General features: G+C 58.1%; 14 protein-coding genes (1 of these 14 running past the window's edge). 7 read left to right on the top strand and 7 right to left on the bottom strand.

Going from position 1 to position 15,087, the window contains the following annotated elements; genetic code table 11:
* Both tnpC and AC1VVM_RS25060 read left to right on the top strand, forming a co-directional pair.
* Window positions 1–811 carry the 3' portion of an IS66 family transposase gene (gene tnpC, locus AC1VVM_RS25055; protein ID WP_482955963.1) on the top strand. Its footprint begins 800 nt before the window's first position, so the window shows 811 of its 1,611 coding nt (coding positions 801–1,611); the start codon falls outside the window, past its left edge; the stop codon is at window positions 809–811.
* Entirely contained in the window at window positions 811–1,107 is a 297-nt protein-coding gene (locus AC1VVM_RS25060; protein ID WP_482955962.1) for a hypothetical protein, read from the top strand. The genes tnpC and AC1VVM_RS25060 overlap by 1 nt, the downstream gene beginning before the upstream one ends.
* Before the next feature lie 21 nt (window positions 1,108–1,128).
* On the opposite strand, the gene AC1VVM_RS25065 is transcribed toward AC1VVM_RS25060, so the two are convergent.
* Together AC1VVM_RS25065 and AC1VVM_RS25070 are read right to left on the bottom strand one after the other, a co-directional pair.
* Complete coding sequence (locus AC1VVM_RS25065) at window positions 1,129–1,476, bottom strand: hypothetical protein (RefSeq protein ID WP_482957378.1); 348 nt, start codon at window positions 1,474–1,476, stop codon at window positions 1,129–1,131.
* A gap of 323 nt (window positions 1,477–1,799) precedes the next feature.
* On the bottom strand, window positions 1,800–2,381 hold the full coding sequence (locus AC1VVM_RS25070) for a hypothetical protein (protein WP_482906399.1): 582 nt from the start codon (window positions 2,379–2,381) through the stop codon (window positions 1,800–1,802).
* Between the two features lie 778 nt (window positions 2,382–3,159).
* On the opposite strand from AC1VVM_RS25070, the gene AC1VVM_RS25075 reads away from it, so the two are divergent.
* From AC1VVM_RS25075 to AC1VVM_RS25085, 3 genes are all read left to right on the top strand, one after another.
* On the top strand, window positions 3,160–3,432 hold the full coding sequence (locus AC1VVM_RS25075) for a DUF6429 family protein (protein ID WP_482906400.1): 273 nt from the start codon (window positions 3,160–3,162) through the stop codon (window positions 3,430–3,432).
* A 956-nt stretch (window positions 3,433–4,388) separates the two neighbouring features.
* On the top strand, window positions 4,389–4,754 hold the full coding sequence (locus AC1VVM_RS25080) for a hypothetical protein (RefSeq protein WP_482956899.1): 366 nt from the start codon (window positions 4,389–4,391) through the stop codon (window positions 4,752–4,754).
* 197 nt (window positions 4,755–4,951) lie between these two features.
* Window positions 4,952–5,341: a hypothetical protein gene (locus tag AC1VVM_RS25085; protein WP_482956900.1), complete on the top strand. Its 390-nt coding sequence runs from the start codon at window positions 4,952–4,954 to the stop codon at window positions 5,339–5,341.
* A 298-nt stretch (window positions 5,342–5,639) separates the two neighbouring features.
* Here AC1VVM_RS25085 and AC1VVM_RS25090 read toward each other — a convergent pair whose 3' ends face one another.
* Window positions 5,640–8,213: an HD domain-containing protein gene (locus AC1VVM_RS25090; RefSeq protein WP_482956901.1), complete on the bottom strand. Its 2,574-nt coding sequence runs from the start codon at window positions 8,211–8,213 to the stop codon at window positions 5,640–5,642.
* 478 nt (window positions 8,214–8,691) lie between these two features.
* On the bottom strand, window positions 8,692–10,938 hold the full coding sequence (locus AC1VVM_RS25095; RefSeq protein ID WP_482956902.1) for an AAA family ATPase: 2,247 nt from the start codon (window positions 10,936–10,938) through the stop codon (window positions 8,692–8,694).
* 472 nt (window positions 10,939–11,410) lie between these two features.
* Between AC1VVM_RS25095 and AC1VVM_RS25100 the strand changes: the two genes are divergently transcribed.
* Window positions 11,411–11,524, top strand: coding sequence for a winged helix-turn-helix transcriptional regulator (locus AC1VVM_RS25100; protein WP_482957375.1), 114 nt, complete (start codon window positions 11,411–11,413; stop codon window positions 11,522–11,524).
* A 192-nt stretch (window positions 11,525–11,716) separates the two neighbouring features.
* On the opposite strand, the gene AC1VVM_RS25105 is transcribed toward AC1VVM_RS25100, so the two are convergent.
* The 3 genes from AC1VVM_RS25105 to AC1VVM_RS25115 are packed head-to-tail and all read right to left on the bottom strand — an operon-like array spanning window position 11,717 to window position 14,335.
* Window positions 11,717–12,595: a hypothetical protein gene (locus AC1VVM_RS25105; protein ID WP_482906424.1), complete on the bottom strand. Its 879-nt coding sequence runs from the start codon at window positions 12,593–12,595 to the stop codon at window positions 11,717–11,719.
* Window position 12,596: 1 nt separating this feature from the next.
* The gene (locus AC1VVM_RS25110; RefSeq protein ID WP_482906425.1) at window positions 12,597–13,655 is read right to left on the bottom strand and encodes a hypothetical protein; all 1,059 of its coding nucleotides are present in this window, start codon (window positions 13,653–13,655) and stop codon (window positions 12,597–12,599) included.
* A gap of 2 nt (window positions 13,656–13,657) precedes the next feature.
* Window positions 13,658–14,335, bottom strand: coding sequence for a PspA/IM30 family protein (locus AC1VVM_RS25115; RefSeq protein ID WP_482906426.1), 678 nt, complete (start codon window positions 14,333–14,335; stop codon window positions 13,658–13,660).
* 187 nt (window positions 14,336–14,522) lie between these two features.
* Here AC1VVM_RS25115 and AC1VVM_RS25120 point away from each other — a divergent pair, with 187 nt between their 5' ends.
* Window positions 14,523–15,062 (top strand): LemA family protein, encoded by a 540-nt coding sequence (locus AC1VVM_RS25120; RefSeq protein WP_482906427.1) that lies wholly within the window; start codon window positions 14,523–14,525, stop codon window positions 15,060–15,062.
* Window positions 15,063–15,087 lie beyond the last annotated feature (25 nt).

Here is a 15,087-nt window from a genome sequence, read left to right on the forward strand (position 1 = left end):
GGCCAAGGGGCTCGGTAAGGGCGTGAAGCAAGGCAGGATCTGGGGTTATGTCTGCGATCAGCGCCCGTGGAACGGGCCGGCACCGCCGGGTGTGGTCTATCGCTTTGCCCCCAACTGGAAGGCGGAGCACGTGCAAAACCACCTTTGCAATGCGAGCGGCATTCTCCAGGCCGACGCCTACAAGGGATATGCGAAGCTATATGAGCCCGGCGCAGACGGCGAACCGCGCTTCCGGGAAGCTGCCTGCTTCGCCCATTGGCGACGTGACTTCCACGACATCTGGAAAGCGAACAAATCCCCAATAGCGCGAGAAGCCCTCGATCGCATCGGCCAGTTGTACGACATCGAACGCGAAATCGCCGGGAAACCTGCCGATGTTCGGCGTGCCGTCCGCCAGGAGCATAGCAAACCCAAACTCGAGGCGTTGCGCGCCTGGGCCGAGCAGCAACTCACCCGAATCCCCGTCAAGGGCGACCTGGCCAGCGCCATTCGGTATGGCTTGGGGCGCTGGCAAGCCTTCTCATTGTTCACCGAGGATGGGCGTGTCGCCATTGATAACAATGCCGCTGAGCGAGCCGTGAGACCTATTGGTCTGGGAAGACGCAACTGGCTCTTCGCCGGCTCCGAAGCAGGCGCTGAAACCCTGGCACGTGCTATGACGCTTATCGAAAGCGCCAAGATGAACGGTCTGGATCCGCAGGCTTATCTCGCCGACGTGCTCGGCCGTATCCACGATCACAAGATCAACCAGCTCGCCGAATTGCTTCCCTGGAATTGGGCGCCCCTGACGCCGCTTACGAAAGCTGTCTGATGGCTGTCGTGTCCCATGTCTTCACGCTCGATTACGTCGCCAGCATCCTGGGGGAACACCCTGACCTAATCGACGCCATCGTAAGCAACGATGACAATCTCACATTCGGATCAATCATCACCATCTCTTCCGGCCCGGATGACTACCGCACCGCGATCGCGGCAGACGCCATCGACGAGTTGCGCGCTCTCATTGCCGATAACCGACACTCACCGGAAGAGTGGGAGCTCTTCCTCGAGCACGTCATCTGCGATCCGGAAACCCTCGAAATCGTCAAGGCCCATTCGTCGCGGTAACAACCGGACGGTTACCCACGATCAGGCTTCGGGCATCCCAAACTGCGCGCGATCATCTCGGAATACTGCGCGAATAATGCTCGGAACGCTGCACACCATCAATTCGGAAGGGCGCGCGCGATAAGCCCCGAATCCGTAGACAGTCCCGGCGCGACTGCCCGAACTTGCGCCGCGACCTGCAAGACTCCTTTTCCGACGCTTCTGTCCGAAACCGGAATTTCCTTCAGGGTGCACTTCCAAGGCGCGCACCAGTTCGCCGACTTCCATCTCCATCAGCCGCTCGGCGACAAACGAGATCATCTCGCGTAGAATATCCGCGTCGGGGGGCTTCTCTACCAGCGAACGCAGGTGCATCATCGGATCGGTCATCGTGATTACTTCCGGCAGGTTCGAGTGTCGCAACCCAAATCTATCCGAAAATCACGGTGACCACCTCAACGCTCAGCGACACCACCTCCCGGGACACGATCAATGGGCGAGAAAACCGCAAACATCCCGGAAGACATCGCATGATACCGGAACGGCCCCATAAAATTTTCGCCGCCCCGTCACGATGACCGGTTCGGTCTCACGCCGTCTTTGCGCACGCAACGCACGCGAATTCCCACAATCGCGGAACTCCGAATTGCGCCAGAGCTCGGCGGCGCTCGCACCGCTTCGCGATCCGGAATATCAGCACCTCGGCCGTCTGATCACGGGCGCATTGCCCGCTGGCGCAACCGCGCATGGCCGGTCACCTGGCAGACGTGATCGACCAGTGCGCAAACTATCACTCTGATCTGGTCCGGCGTGAAGCCGCCGTCGTCGAGAACCTTGTCGTCGAACAGATGGGACCGGTTCCATTTCCAGTAGGGCGACAGCACCTGCAGCAGCCGCGCGGTCTCCGGGCAATCGTAGCCGAAACCGGTGACGTTGGCGTAGGCCAGCGACCTGTCGACCTGGAGGCCGACATGCCGCGCACACCAGCTGTCGGGAAAGCCGACATCGAGCAGGTGGGCCGATAGTGCCAGCTGGGCAACGATCCCGGACGTGTAGAGGAAATAGTGCCAATCGAACGGCACATCGGGCGAAAGCGAGCCCATGAACTCTTCGGCTCGTCTGGCGCGTGCGCGGCTGAGACTACGACCCTGCTGAGTGCGCAGCAATCGCACCGGCTCCGCGCGATAGATTTTCCAGAGCGCCGCGAGCGCGGAATGGTCATTGGGCAAGGAGTTCAGCGCCGCAGAGACAGCGGCGATTTCATCGGGTGAAGCAGCACGAACAAGAGCGTCCATTAGCACCTCCGGGTCCGCATCTAGGCGGGTTGGCGGAAGGCTTCGAGACAACCTGCGGACCAGTCCCGAACTCCCGCACGCTAACGCGCGGGAGCCGCCGGAGCTGGTAACATGCACACGTCATGCGCCGCCGCCTTTCACCCGAAGGCTTGGACATGCGCGACGGCACCCCGGAAAACCGTGTTTTCCGAGCTTGCTTCGTGTGCGGGATTACCAGTCCCGGCGCTGCCCTTTGCGCAGCGCCCTGGCAGGATAACAGACGGGAATCCTTACGCCAAGGCCATGTTGAATCAGGCGAGATCGACATTGTGCGGTGCAGTCCTTCGCCTCATCAGGGGCTGCGTATTTGAAGGCGATAATGGCGGTGAGTACAACTCGTTAGGCGGCCGTGAAAATTCTGACGCCGGCCTACTGGCCTGCCACTGGTTGGAAGCAAGACTAAGAAACTGAATGGTCTACGACGCAAAAGGCGAAGAGGCGGCTTCAGTGCCGCTCGCCCGATTTCAGTCTAATCGAACTGCCTGCAGTGGTCATGAAACGCGAGAGGTCGCGCGGTTACGCGATCTGGCCGAGCGATTGGGCCGGCGGACAATATTGTTCTGGCTTGACGATGGCGGGTGGCGCTTTGAAGCCATTACAACTTGGATCACTTGATGATACACTGAACCTGCTCCATTTGATGTTTTGGGCCCAAAATGGGTTCGCATCCGATATAGCGCCGCGGTGGCTGTCAGGGCCTTAAGATGAGACCGTAGGCGGCGCTGCGAGGAGCCGCTTTATGGAAGAGCAGAATATCGACACGGGCCGCATTGATGCGGCAATCCTAGGATTGATGTTCCTGACGCTGCACGACGCGGACAGGATTTCGGGCACAATCCGAGCTTGGAAGTCGTTCGATTGGGCCGCGCTCGGGCGGCTGCATGACCAGGGATGGATCCACAATCCCGTGGGTAAGGCGAAGTCAGTAGTGCTTTCGCCTGCCGGACAGGAGCGCTGCGAGCAGTTGTTCCGTCAGCTGTTTTGTACGCCTTTCAAGGATCCTGTATCATGATGTTCAGGCCGCGAGTCCTGTGTTGAGGTTTGCTGCCCGCTAGCTTTCCATTTGCACGTGAGGAGTTCGTTGAGGCGTGCGGTAGGAAGAAGCAGAAGATCATTGGCGGGCGCTCACCGCCTCGCGCTCGACGGGGGGGCAGCGCCTTCCCGCCTACGCCACGGCGCGAAGCTTGCGCTCGGTGGAGTTTTTGATCAAGCAGATCCGGGCGTTGGGCGAGGAAGATGGTGCAGCACTCCCAGTCGTTCAGGAAGTAATTGATCGCCTTGGTCACACCGTCGTAGCGCGGGAGGTCGGCGCGTGTTTCGCGCATGCAGCTTTCTAGCCCGCCGACGGCTGCACTCGTTGCCGCGGTGCGACGTCATCAACTTCTCATCGATGTCGGTGAGGCGCTGATTCAGTTTCCGGTATTCCGCGGCTTAGGTAGCGAAGAGTTCTGTGCAAGCGTCGGGACGGTTAAATCGACGGCGGGGCGGTCGAGCCGTGGCTGGATCTTGCAAATCCCCTTGGTCGCGGGAAGGCCGAATACGGCCGCGTAACCTCTATCCGCGCTGGCAAGTTGGGCCTTGTTCTGAACCAGCCTTTCGCGCACCCTGATCAACATGAACGACGTTTGCCGCTCAGCGTTTTTGCCGGCACGAAGCGCATTGCTGGGCGGCTCATGCCCTCGCAGAGTGCCTCAGCGCTGCTGCATCGTTCTTTCCCCGTTTAGCGTAGGACTTGGATAATTGTGGTGCGGTCAGCTTCACGTCATGGCCTAGCGACCTCAGCTGCAGTGCTGTCCGCTCGGTCGGACGAACCGGAACGGCTCCTATCGGAAGCGAAATGCTTAGAGCTGCCCTTCATTCATTGCGCGACTTTAATCTGGGCTTCACACGCAGTCATGACGAGTGTCATTATGAACTGATCAAAATCCTGATCATGAATCTATAAGGGAATAGACCGTGGCGAATGTGATGATGATCGGCATCCACCCCGACGAAGTCGACTTTTCGGATCCAGCTCTCCCGCCAGGCCTGGACGCAAATAAAATTCTCGCGGGTATTACTCTTAGCCTCGATCAGTTGAAGGCAGCGGGCCATGAGGCATCCGTAGTCTTCGTCTCGGCAGATGCGGCCAAGCTGGACGCGCTTGCAGAGGGCTTTGCCCGCGATGCGGTGGATTGCGTGACGATCGGCGGCGGCGTAACCCGACCTCCCAAGAATATGGAACTGCTTGAGACGGTACTGAACATCATCGCCAGTGCGAATCCGGTTCCGCGTATTGCGCTCGTAGCAAGTCCAGATCAGGCGCTGGCGGCCGTCAAACGGGTGTTACGCTAGCGACCCTTTGTGGCCGCTCGGTCTTCAAATTCGGATGCTTAAGTGCAGACGGTCTCCTTCTCCATTCCTCGGTTCCAAGCTGGTCGAGAATGAACTGGCAGCTTTCGACATCCGACTTTAGAGATTTAGCCAATTTGCAATGCATCGACATTGTGACCATGAGGGCTACGTCACATTCGTAAACGGACTTCCTGTTGATGGAATTTCTTTTTGAAATCCTTTTCCAATTCATCAGTGAGATCTTGCTCCAACTCATCATCAATGTTTGCTGCGAGTTGGGCCTGCGTGGTTTGGCACGGGTTCTCCGATGGTTGCCTTCACCACCGATCGCGGCCGCGTGGATCACGCTGAGCGGTGTCGCCGCAGGCGGGATCAGCTTGCTGATCTTACCGCATTCGGCAATCCATGAGCCTGCTCTCCGGCTAGTCAACCTCGCCGTGACGCCTGTTCTGGCGGGCGGGATGATGATGATGCTTGGCCGTTTTCGGGCGAAGAGAGGTCAGGAGCTCGTCCGCCTCGACCGCTTTGGCTATGCTTTCCTGTTCGCCTTCATGATGGCGCTAACGCGGTATAACTGGGCCCTATAAAGCGTGCTCACAAAATTTCCGGAAAGGAGAATGCCGTGGGTGGAGCGGAAAATAGGCGCTTCGCCCGGCTTCGCTTCCCGACCCTTCCCGGCCGCTCAGAGCAAAATTTTCGATCCCTAGCTGCCGACGGTCCGCTTTCCCGGCACACGTCAGTCAATTTAGGTCATCCAACTGTGCACATGAGCGACGAGCTCGCATTGTTGTGTTGCCCGCGACGGGGCGGACAGGCTCGCGCGAAGCCGGTGCGCCCCGTTTCCTGCGTTGATCCTAGCCAGGCAACCTCAACGCTGAAAAACTTTCAGGTAGCGGTTTGGACGGCATCCGCGTCAGCTACCCGTGTGTAGATCGAAACAATCCGATAGATGGCCGCGCCGTTTACGTCGCCGACGATGACCGTCTCCTCTTCGCTTTCGATCCTGCCCCATGCGTGGCAAAGCAGTTCCTCGATCACGTCCGCCGGGGTTGAGCCGTTTCCTTGCGTCACCACTGAAATCCAGTCGGTGTCGCGCAGGCGACCGAACTTGTCATCCACGGTCTGAGCGATTCTGGCGCTCGCCCTGAAAGATGAACCGAATTCCCGTCTCGTAACATCATCGTCGTCATCGTGGCTGATCGATCCATCGTGGACCTCAAGCCGATCGAGTGTCCTCAGGGCATTAGCAAACTGCGAGGCGGTCATCCATGCGTCCTGCCACAGGACGACCGGCAGCCCTGCAACATCGCCGCCGCACCCCAGAACAATCGCAGCTGCCCGGGCCTTGTCCTCATCCGGTATTTCCGCAGCGGTCAGAATGGTTGCCTGCTCGGACGACCAAGAAGCAAGCACCGGAGCTGGAATGATCGGGGTTGCGGAGTTTCGCGACGCTGTTGTCTCGACGCCGATCAAAATGCCAGCGATCGCTCCGATCTTGCTGGCAGCGAGCCCATCGACTGTGACCAGACCGCGCTTTCTCCACTGACTGCCGGTATCAAGACGGGCGCGCCCGTACAGCTTGCCGTCCTCATCGCGCAATTCCCTCAGTTCATCCCAGGCGTTCGCAGGCGTCGACGGTTCGTCGTCATCGTCGTCATCGCCACCCATAATCCGGTTCAACAATGAGCCCGATTTGAGTCCAAGCCAGTCACCTGCCGCGGTTTCACCTTGGATTTCATCATCCTGCGTGACATTGATGGCGACGTCGCATGCCGGAGCTATCGCAGCGATGACGCGGCTGAGCTTGACTACTTCACCCTTCGAGAAGGGATTTTTACGGTAAAGCAGACCATCGGGCTCAAACGGGTTAACGCCAAGCTTGACCTCGATCCGAGTTCCGCCATCCAGCGGCACCTCGCCGGGATCGGCGTTGCGCAGGTTCGGCCGCGATCCGAGGCCATGGCGAAATTCCAGAACGCGAGCTGATTGCAGGTCGCGATCGTACCTGCGACTGATAACCCGAACCACATCACCGAGCATGAAGATCGAGAAGAAACCGATCCCGTATTTGCCGCGCGATTTCATTCCTGCAGCGGCCAGGCCTGGAAACTCCTGAATCGCCAGGGACGATCGCCAGAACGAGTTGCCGAAGTCGATGAGGGGACCGGTAAGGACGGTTTGCGACATCCCAACACCGTTGTCCTCGAAGCTCAGCCAGAACCCGTCATCCCGCTTTTCCAGCGCGATCTTAAGTTCACCCCATTTTGGCGCTCGTCCCTGTAGCCGCCGACGGGCGGTAATCGCGTCGAGGCCATTCTGGATCAGCTCGCGGATGGGCGCAGCGGTGCTTTCGCCATAAAGTTTGCTCCCGCCGAGCGTACCGACGATCTTTGGTACATCGCTTACCCTAACGGTACTGTCCACCGGCACCCAGCCGTGGGTTTCGACGGTGCGCGCAAGATCCCCGGGCGAATGAACGCCCTCGACTCTGCGCACGACCAGCGGGTTTTTTTGACGATCTCGCAGCACACGGTCGACATCGCGCAGTTCCCGGTCGACCATTTGCAGCGCGTCAAACGCTGTCCACCATGCGTCCGCGATATCGGCCTCGAAGGGAGGCTGAGCGGTGTATACCAGTGCATCGGCCTGGACATAGGGCCTAGCCATGCGTTCCTGAAATTTCCAATGGTCCGCCGAAGTCCCTGCAGGCTGAACGAGGGCGAACTCGAAGGCCGGCGCTCGGCGCTGGTCAAGATGCATGGCATCGGCGACACGAAGCAAACAGGCAACCTTCAGCAGATCGACGGTGCAACTGGTAACGCCAGGCAGGGCGCCCAGTGTCCCGGACAACTCCTCCTCGACTCTGGCTATGTTCCACCAGTGACTGTAAGCAACTTTCCCGATCTTCTGACCATAGAAGTTGCGAACCTGTTGGTCCTCGATAAGAAACATTGGCTGCTTGTGAGGGCCCATCCAGGATATCATCGGCAGGTTCTCGGCCTGCTTGGCGTGGAGCAGGCGCAACGCATCCTCTGTCGCCCGGTTTTCGGCCTCCTTTGCCGCCGCCGCATCGCCTGAGGGAACGGATGCGACATGTCGCGCGTGCAAGTCGCGCCATTCCGTTTCTTCGCGCAGCTGCGCTATTCCGCCAGGAAAGGCTGCCAGCGTCATCGCGGCATCATGAAGCAGAATGGCACCGCCGAACACGAACGCTTCAGCTGGGTTAAGGTCGAAGTTCTCGCCCGCGGCAATCGAGGCCATTTCCCACAGTGCGTCGAGATGCGTGACGTCATGTACCGTCATGTAAGGCAGGTCGCCGGAGATCTTGGCTACCAACGCGCTCGCCCGCGCGCGCATCGCCTCATAACAATTCGCTAGCCGCGCCTGTTCATCGCGTGCGGCGTCATCGCGCGCATATTCGAAAGCGGCCTTCCATAAGGGGGTCTGTTTGAACGACATGGCACCGACTTCAACAGCAGCTGAGTGATTGAGGCAATGAATTTTTCCGGAGAAAATGGGCTCTTGTGTGAAATGCCTTGCTTACAGGAACCGACTGAGCCGATCGAGCTTGCTGTCATCGCGCCCCCTGATGCTGTCCTCGGTAATGGCCCGGGGTCACTGGCTGTAAAGTTCCCAGAGATTGCGCCGAAAGACGGCCCTCGTGACAGTAACAGCCGCCATCCCAAACGAAATCGGCCGCCTGTCTTCTTTTCCAGCGGGCATGCGACGCCCAAGCTCCAGGTCATATCCCGGGATGCTGAATATTATGGTGAAATTTCGGCCAGAACCGTCATGGCCGAGCCATCGCAACTTGCGTCAGCAAGATGGAAACCGGCATTCCCATCCAACGGCAAAGGCGCCTTTGGTGGGCTCGTGTCAGCTTCAGAAAGCCATTCCGAGGCAATGCCAGACACTACTGCCGCTTTTGAGCTACAGACTATACCACCTGCTCTGCTGGACCAGTGTCGTTATCCCCCTCTGTTAGCGCAGTGTTGTCACTGCTCTCGATCCCCATCATCATATCGTAGTGAGCTTCGTGGTTCGACTTGACAAACACCTTCTTGAAGACATCAAGATACCGATCAACAAGGTCATCATCTGCCGATATTGAAATATCATCAAGAACGCTATGCGAGCCGTCATGCAGCCAGGAGAGAAGTGAAGCGGCAATCATCTTCTCCTGCCCATCGAACATTGCAATTATGCCATCTTTGTCCTTGCTGCCAAGAATGGTGAAATAATTCTCTAGAATACGCCTCAGGACATTCTGAATTGTGGAATTCGAGCGCTGCTCTGGCTTCACCTGATCCCAAAGCATTTGATACGATGTTCGGATGGGATTCTTGGGGAAGCCAACGATCCGTGAATGCCCTCCCACCTTCTTAACAACCCAGAACGTGGGCGCTGGCCCTTTCTCATTGTTTGAGAAGGAGACCTCCTTATGAAAGTAGATGTTGTGCGTCAGGACAATGATTTGCTTAACTTGCCCATTCCTGTCCTTAGCCTCCCTGACAAACTCCTTAATCAGAGTGCTCACAATGAAAAGTACATCGCTATCAAGGCTGGAAATCGGATCATCGAATATGACGATTCGATCTCCGGTGATCCCTGATTCTGTCAAGGAGCCACGGATTCTGTGATAGAAGTAGAGAAAGATGATGAAGGACTTTTCGCCCTCACTCAGGGTTAAAGCCGCGTCGCTTCCATCCTTGCGTACAATTTTGTATCGACTGCCTTTTTCGCCTGCGGTCGCGAGTTCGAAGCTACTAAAGCCAAATGACGCTAAGGTTCTGTTGATCGCACTAACGGTAGGCTCAACGCTTGTTATGCTTTTTTCAAGTTCTCGCAGTTCTCCGCGGAGCTCAGCCTCCTGATTTTCCTTCGCCTTAATCTGAGTGGATAGGCTCTCGATGGCTTTCTTGAGTCCCGTTTCTTTACCCTTGAGCTTTTCGATTTCCTTGCGGGATTCCTCGACAATGTACTTCCATATCTGAGCCTTGAGCTTTGTCTGCTCCTGCGCTTGGTTTGCGATCAGTTCGTTGTGAGCAGCTATCTTGGCATTGGCCTGACGGATCAGTTCCAGAACTGCATTCGACGCATCTTTGATAGGTTTAAGCTGGATCGAGGCGCTAGGTTCGCTCAACTTCTTGACCAAAAGATCGAGGTTTTGCCCTAGCAGCTTGTCGAGGCGGTCAACCGTACGCGCTATCTCGGACCTATCGAGGTACTCGTATTCGTTTTGCTGAATTGTAGCGAGAACCTGCAAAGTGTGCTTGGTGTTGCCATCGTATTCAGTATGGATGCGCCGAAGTTGTGAAACGTCATTGTTATAGGTCTCATCGAAGTACGAATTCAAGTTGTCTGCGAGATCGTGCGGCAAGCCCTGTTGGCAAAAAGGGCATCTACCGTCACTATGCGGTATATAGCGCAATCCATGCCGAACCCAGTCGCTATTTTCTAGATGTCGGATCAATGCAGCAACCTCAATGTCTTCCTTACCAACAATGTGCTTGGCAAGGATAGGATATTGCTCCGCTTGGAGTAGGCCCTCGAATTCCGGCGGCGCGATCTGGGGTATCACTGAAATCTGGCGGAAGAGGCTCTTTGCCCTTGATGTGAGGTCGTCAAGCGTGGTCAAGTCTGCTGCGTTGGATACGGCTTCAGACATGACACGATCTGCGAACTGTCGTTTTGAATTTCGAAGACCGGTGAATGCGTCTTGGAAAAACTCGTCGTGCTTACCCTTTATGGTCCAGCAGAATGCTTCGACCTCGGTACGGTGCACACCAAGCTCACCTACTTTACCATCAGCCTGATCCTCCGATCCAAGAGTTTTCTTGAGGCCATCAATTTCGTCGCGGAGTTTTGCTGACTTGTCGCGGAGCTCATCTACTTTGGCCAACAGCTCCTTGCTTTTGTCCCCGAGCGTAAAGATGCCCGGTATATCAGAACCGTAATTGTTTTTCGCAAAGTCGGAGTTCAGCACTAGCGCCTGTAGGCTGCGATTTGCGGTCCATGATGCTTTACATAACGGATATTCACCCGGCGCGGCGATAACCCGCGACACGGTGGTTTTGCCTGAACCATTCGTACCGAAGACGAAATTAGCTTCCTTTAACGGCCCGAAACACTGTTCATCCCCCGTATAGGTAGCGCAATTCGAAATTCGCAGCTCTTGCAGCATGCCCCTCGCCCCTTATGCTTCACTCGTGAAGCGTCAAAATCAGCATGTCGTAATAGTCAATCGCATCGTCGCTAGTCTGATGTGGGGGTGGATAGCAAGGTCATATCCGTCGCCGTCATTGTCGAGGATTTGCTCTGCGATGTTCTGAGACGCTTGCAGATCGACTTCGCTGGTCGACGCAAGTTCCACTACAACGTCAAATCCTGACCGCTTGAACCCCCAGTCCGCCGATTTCAGAGTGCGCCGTCGCGGAACGAACGACGGCTTTCCCAGGGCGGCTGCCACGAAGCCGACGGACCGGATAGTCCCATCGCCGGTCGTTCAGCGTAGCTGATCTCTCGGTGAACGAATGGCCGCTTCGGAGGCGCTCATATGAGGGGCTTAACGGCGGCTCTGTCGGCGGGCATGGCCGTGCTCGGCAAACTTTCCAGGCATCATGCCCCCGATACATCCGGCGTAGGTTGTTTCCGGCATTTCACAGCGCATGCTGACGCTCGATCTTCGGGTGTTGGAAGGCGTCAGTCTCGTTAACCGTACTGTCTTCGCCGCAGTGCCTATTGCGGTCGAATATGCGTTTACTTATTGAAGCCGGCAAACCGCTCGCAACTGTCGTAGATGCGATGCAGTTGTTAGGCCGGTGGTTGAAAGACCTCAGAGAGAAAGAGCGTTCGCCTGCGATCTGACGCACCGTGGCAATGAGGGCGCACCCCGTCCGGCCGGACTATCAGAAATATCCTGTTTGACGGGCGTGTGTGCTGCCGATGGGCAGCTATCAAATTCACAAGTCCCGTGACTGGCTCCCGGACGGCTTCCGGTCTTCTCGAGGTCGCTCGAACCATGCACGCGATTTTGCCGTATGCGCAAACCCAACGCCTGCGGCCCCCAGAATCGCGCCAATGAGGGCAATAACCCGGATGTAAACGGGCAATGCGACCTGTAACTGTGGAGTGACCACCAACTGCATGATGTTGGACCACAAGGTGCCGGCGCAAGTGAGGGTTAGCAACCAGCGCGCGATATTGCTGCGCAAACGCGACGTGAAGAACCAGAGGCCGAGGGTGAACAGGAATCCCCCGACCAACCTGGCGAAGATTTCGCCAAATCCAATGCCGAGCTGACTGAAGACGGGTTCCTTTTCGACAATTTCGCGGAGGACCGGGAAGGTCATGAAAAGCTGGATAAGGTTGAGCGCGATAGCAGCGATCAGAAGTTGATCGAACCGGGCCATGTCCTTCGGTCTTTCTACTACCGTTTCACGGCTGGGCCTGCTGTCATCAATGCGCTCGCGGGCGGCCGATCGCCCATATTCGGCCTGGGTCGGTCGCGGAGCGGGCTGCAGGCTGCCCTGAGAATTGAGTTGGCGAGCCAGCTCGTCGATCACCAGATTGCGTTTGCGGCTGGAGGACCGCCATCTCCATAGGCCAAATCCCAACGCCGCGCTTATCAGCAGACCGAGTACCCCGTTTTGGTGGAACAGACGGGTGAATGTACCCAGCCCCATGAGCAGAGCGAGAAGCCCTACCCACAGCAGGACGATCCAGAGCAAAAGCCGGCCAACGCCGCGAACCGTGCCGCTCACCGCAGATCCGGCCTGATGCGCCATGCCGGGTTTCGTAACTGGGGCGCGGTCAGCGTTGCCGTATGGTTTCTCGATCATCTCACGCCCTTTTCCGGCCGAAAGTCTTGCGTTCAAGTGGCTGGGACGTGGCCAAACTGTCCGTCAGATCCGGCCGTATCGTATCGATCACCTGGGAGCGTTCGGCCAGATAGCGCGCCATGATCGCGTCGGGATCGAAGCTTTCGTTGGGATCCGACGAAGGCGTCGGTTTGTGCTCGGGGGGAGGCGCTCCTTGCCAGGCCGGGACCGCCACGCCCGCCGCCGCACGGCAGCCGATCATGTCGGCCACAAGGCTTGTCAGGCCCTCCTTGTCCAGGCCGAGCAGGTCGAGCGGCACGTTCACCTCTCCAACGCCGCCGTGCGCGCGGCGAAAGATAAGGACTATTGTCCGCCGGCTGCCGATAGTCAGCAGCGCCTTGGCATTGTACCAGGGCAGGACCCTCGCCGAGACGTCAACCACGTCCGACCAGGGGACCGTCCGCTTCGATAGCAGGGCATTCACCCTGACCGTGCGGTGATCAAACTGAAGCAGCTCGCGATCGAAGGCGGCCTTGAACAGGATCAGCAAGGCGGTCAGCAGAAGCGCGAAGGCGGGAACAAGCGCCACAATCAGCCCCGTGCTCAAGAGAAACAAAAGCACCCCGGGGATCAGCAGGGACATCGCCTGGCGCACCGCGACCGCGGGTTTCAGCTCGAGGTTGGCGGACTGGCGTAGCGTTCCGCGGGCGCCTCCTGCCTGCTGCGGTGCGCCTTGATGCGCCTGTAAGACGACCTCATGCGGATCGGCTGGTTGCGGTGGAGATTGCTTTCCCACGGCCAGTGCCGGCATGCCATTCCGGAATAACTTGCGCAAAAGCTGCTGCACGCCAAAGGCGCCAGCGATGAGCAGCAGTGCCGGAAGGACATGGCCTGAGATCATCGCGGGAATTGCCGTGGTCAGGATGCCGAACCAGAACATCCCGTAGAGATAGAACCGGCTGACATTGCGCGCGCCAAGCTGTGCACCGTCGCGGCTTGCTGCCGCGACGCGCTTGGATTCGCGCAGTACCGTAACGACCGCGCTCTCCTGAAAGTCCTGTTCTGTCGGCTTGCGGATCATGGTCAGGCAGCCTTGATGGTTTCCTGCTTGAGAGCAGCGAGCCGTTCGGCGACAGATGCGCGCTTGGCGAGCGCATCGAGCTCGGCCACCTGGTTGATGGCCTCTGCATCGCCGCGCGAGAAGCCGACGCCGCCGGCGCCGGTCATCGCCCGGTCAAAGGCCGCCTCGGCGCTTTCCACCTTGCGTTCGACCTTGCGGGCGTTGGCGAAGCCGCCGTCACCCCCCATCGAAGCGTCGCTTCTGGCGATCGCGTAGGCGGCCAGCGCTTCTTCCATCTGCTTCTTGCGCGCCCGCAGGGCCGTCAGACTTTCCTCGAGTTTGGCCTCTTCTTCCCGGGCGACGGCCTGCACTTGTTCGAGGCCGGCGGATTGCTCCTCCAGATCGACCTGTCGCTTGAGCGCCCCCTCGGCCAGATCCTCACGGCCTTCCTGCAGGGCGAAGCGCGCTTTGCCGGTCAGTTCCTCCACCTTCTTCCCGATCATTTCCTGCTGCCGTGCGGCCTGCAGGCGGCGGGTCATGGCTTTTTCCTGATCCATGCGGACTTCATCGATTGCGCGGTCCACCTCGCGGATCGCCTCGCGCATGGTTCCGTCGGAATTGGCGCGTTCCATCGCATCGACACTGTCTTCGATGCGGGCGGAAAGCAGACGGCGGACGCGAGTAAACACGGATTCGGCCATGGGAGCACCCCCTTGTTGAGATGGAAGACATCTCGCCGATCTTGTTTAAGGATGCGTAAAACAACCAGAACAAGCAAAGAGTAGAAAAATATTAATCCCGCGCGGCCTATCGCGATTTTAGATTTGGTTGCGAGGGGCTGCAATGGAAACTGTTCTGTGGATACTGGTCGGGATCGTCGGCGCGGTCGTGCTGGCGGTGCTCTGGCTTTATTTGCGATTCAAGGCGACCCACAACCTGCTTGTTGCGCTCGACCAGCGCTGCGATACGGCATTCGCAGATATCGATGTCCATTTGAAGCATCGGCACAACCTGATTCCCGGCCTGGTCGGTGTTCTCAAGGGGACCACCGCGCACGAAAAGGAGATGGTGCTGGGTGTGATGGAGGCGCGCACCGAGGCGCTGCGCTGCGTCGGCGTGGAGATCAAGCTCAGAGCCGAAGGCAATCTGACCGCGCAGTTGAGCACGCTGATCTCGTCGATCGACAAATTCCCTGACATCAAGGCGCTGCCCGAATTCGGGAACCTTCGCCGCGAGCTGACCGACTGCGAAAATCGGATCACCGCGGCGCGGCGATTCTACAATCTGGCGATCGAGGAATACAATACGGCCCTGCGCCAGTTCCCCGGCAGCATGATCGCGCAAAAGCTGCGCCTCAACAGCCGCCAGCCCTACGACTTGGGCGTCGAGCGCGTGCTCATCGACGAGCCGGTCGCCATAGCCTTGTGATCTAGTCCGCGTGGGAGGGCCGATA

This window comes from Novosphingobium sp. BL-S-33 (assembly GCF_056857025.1).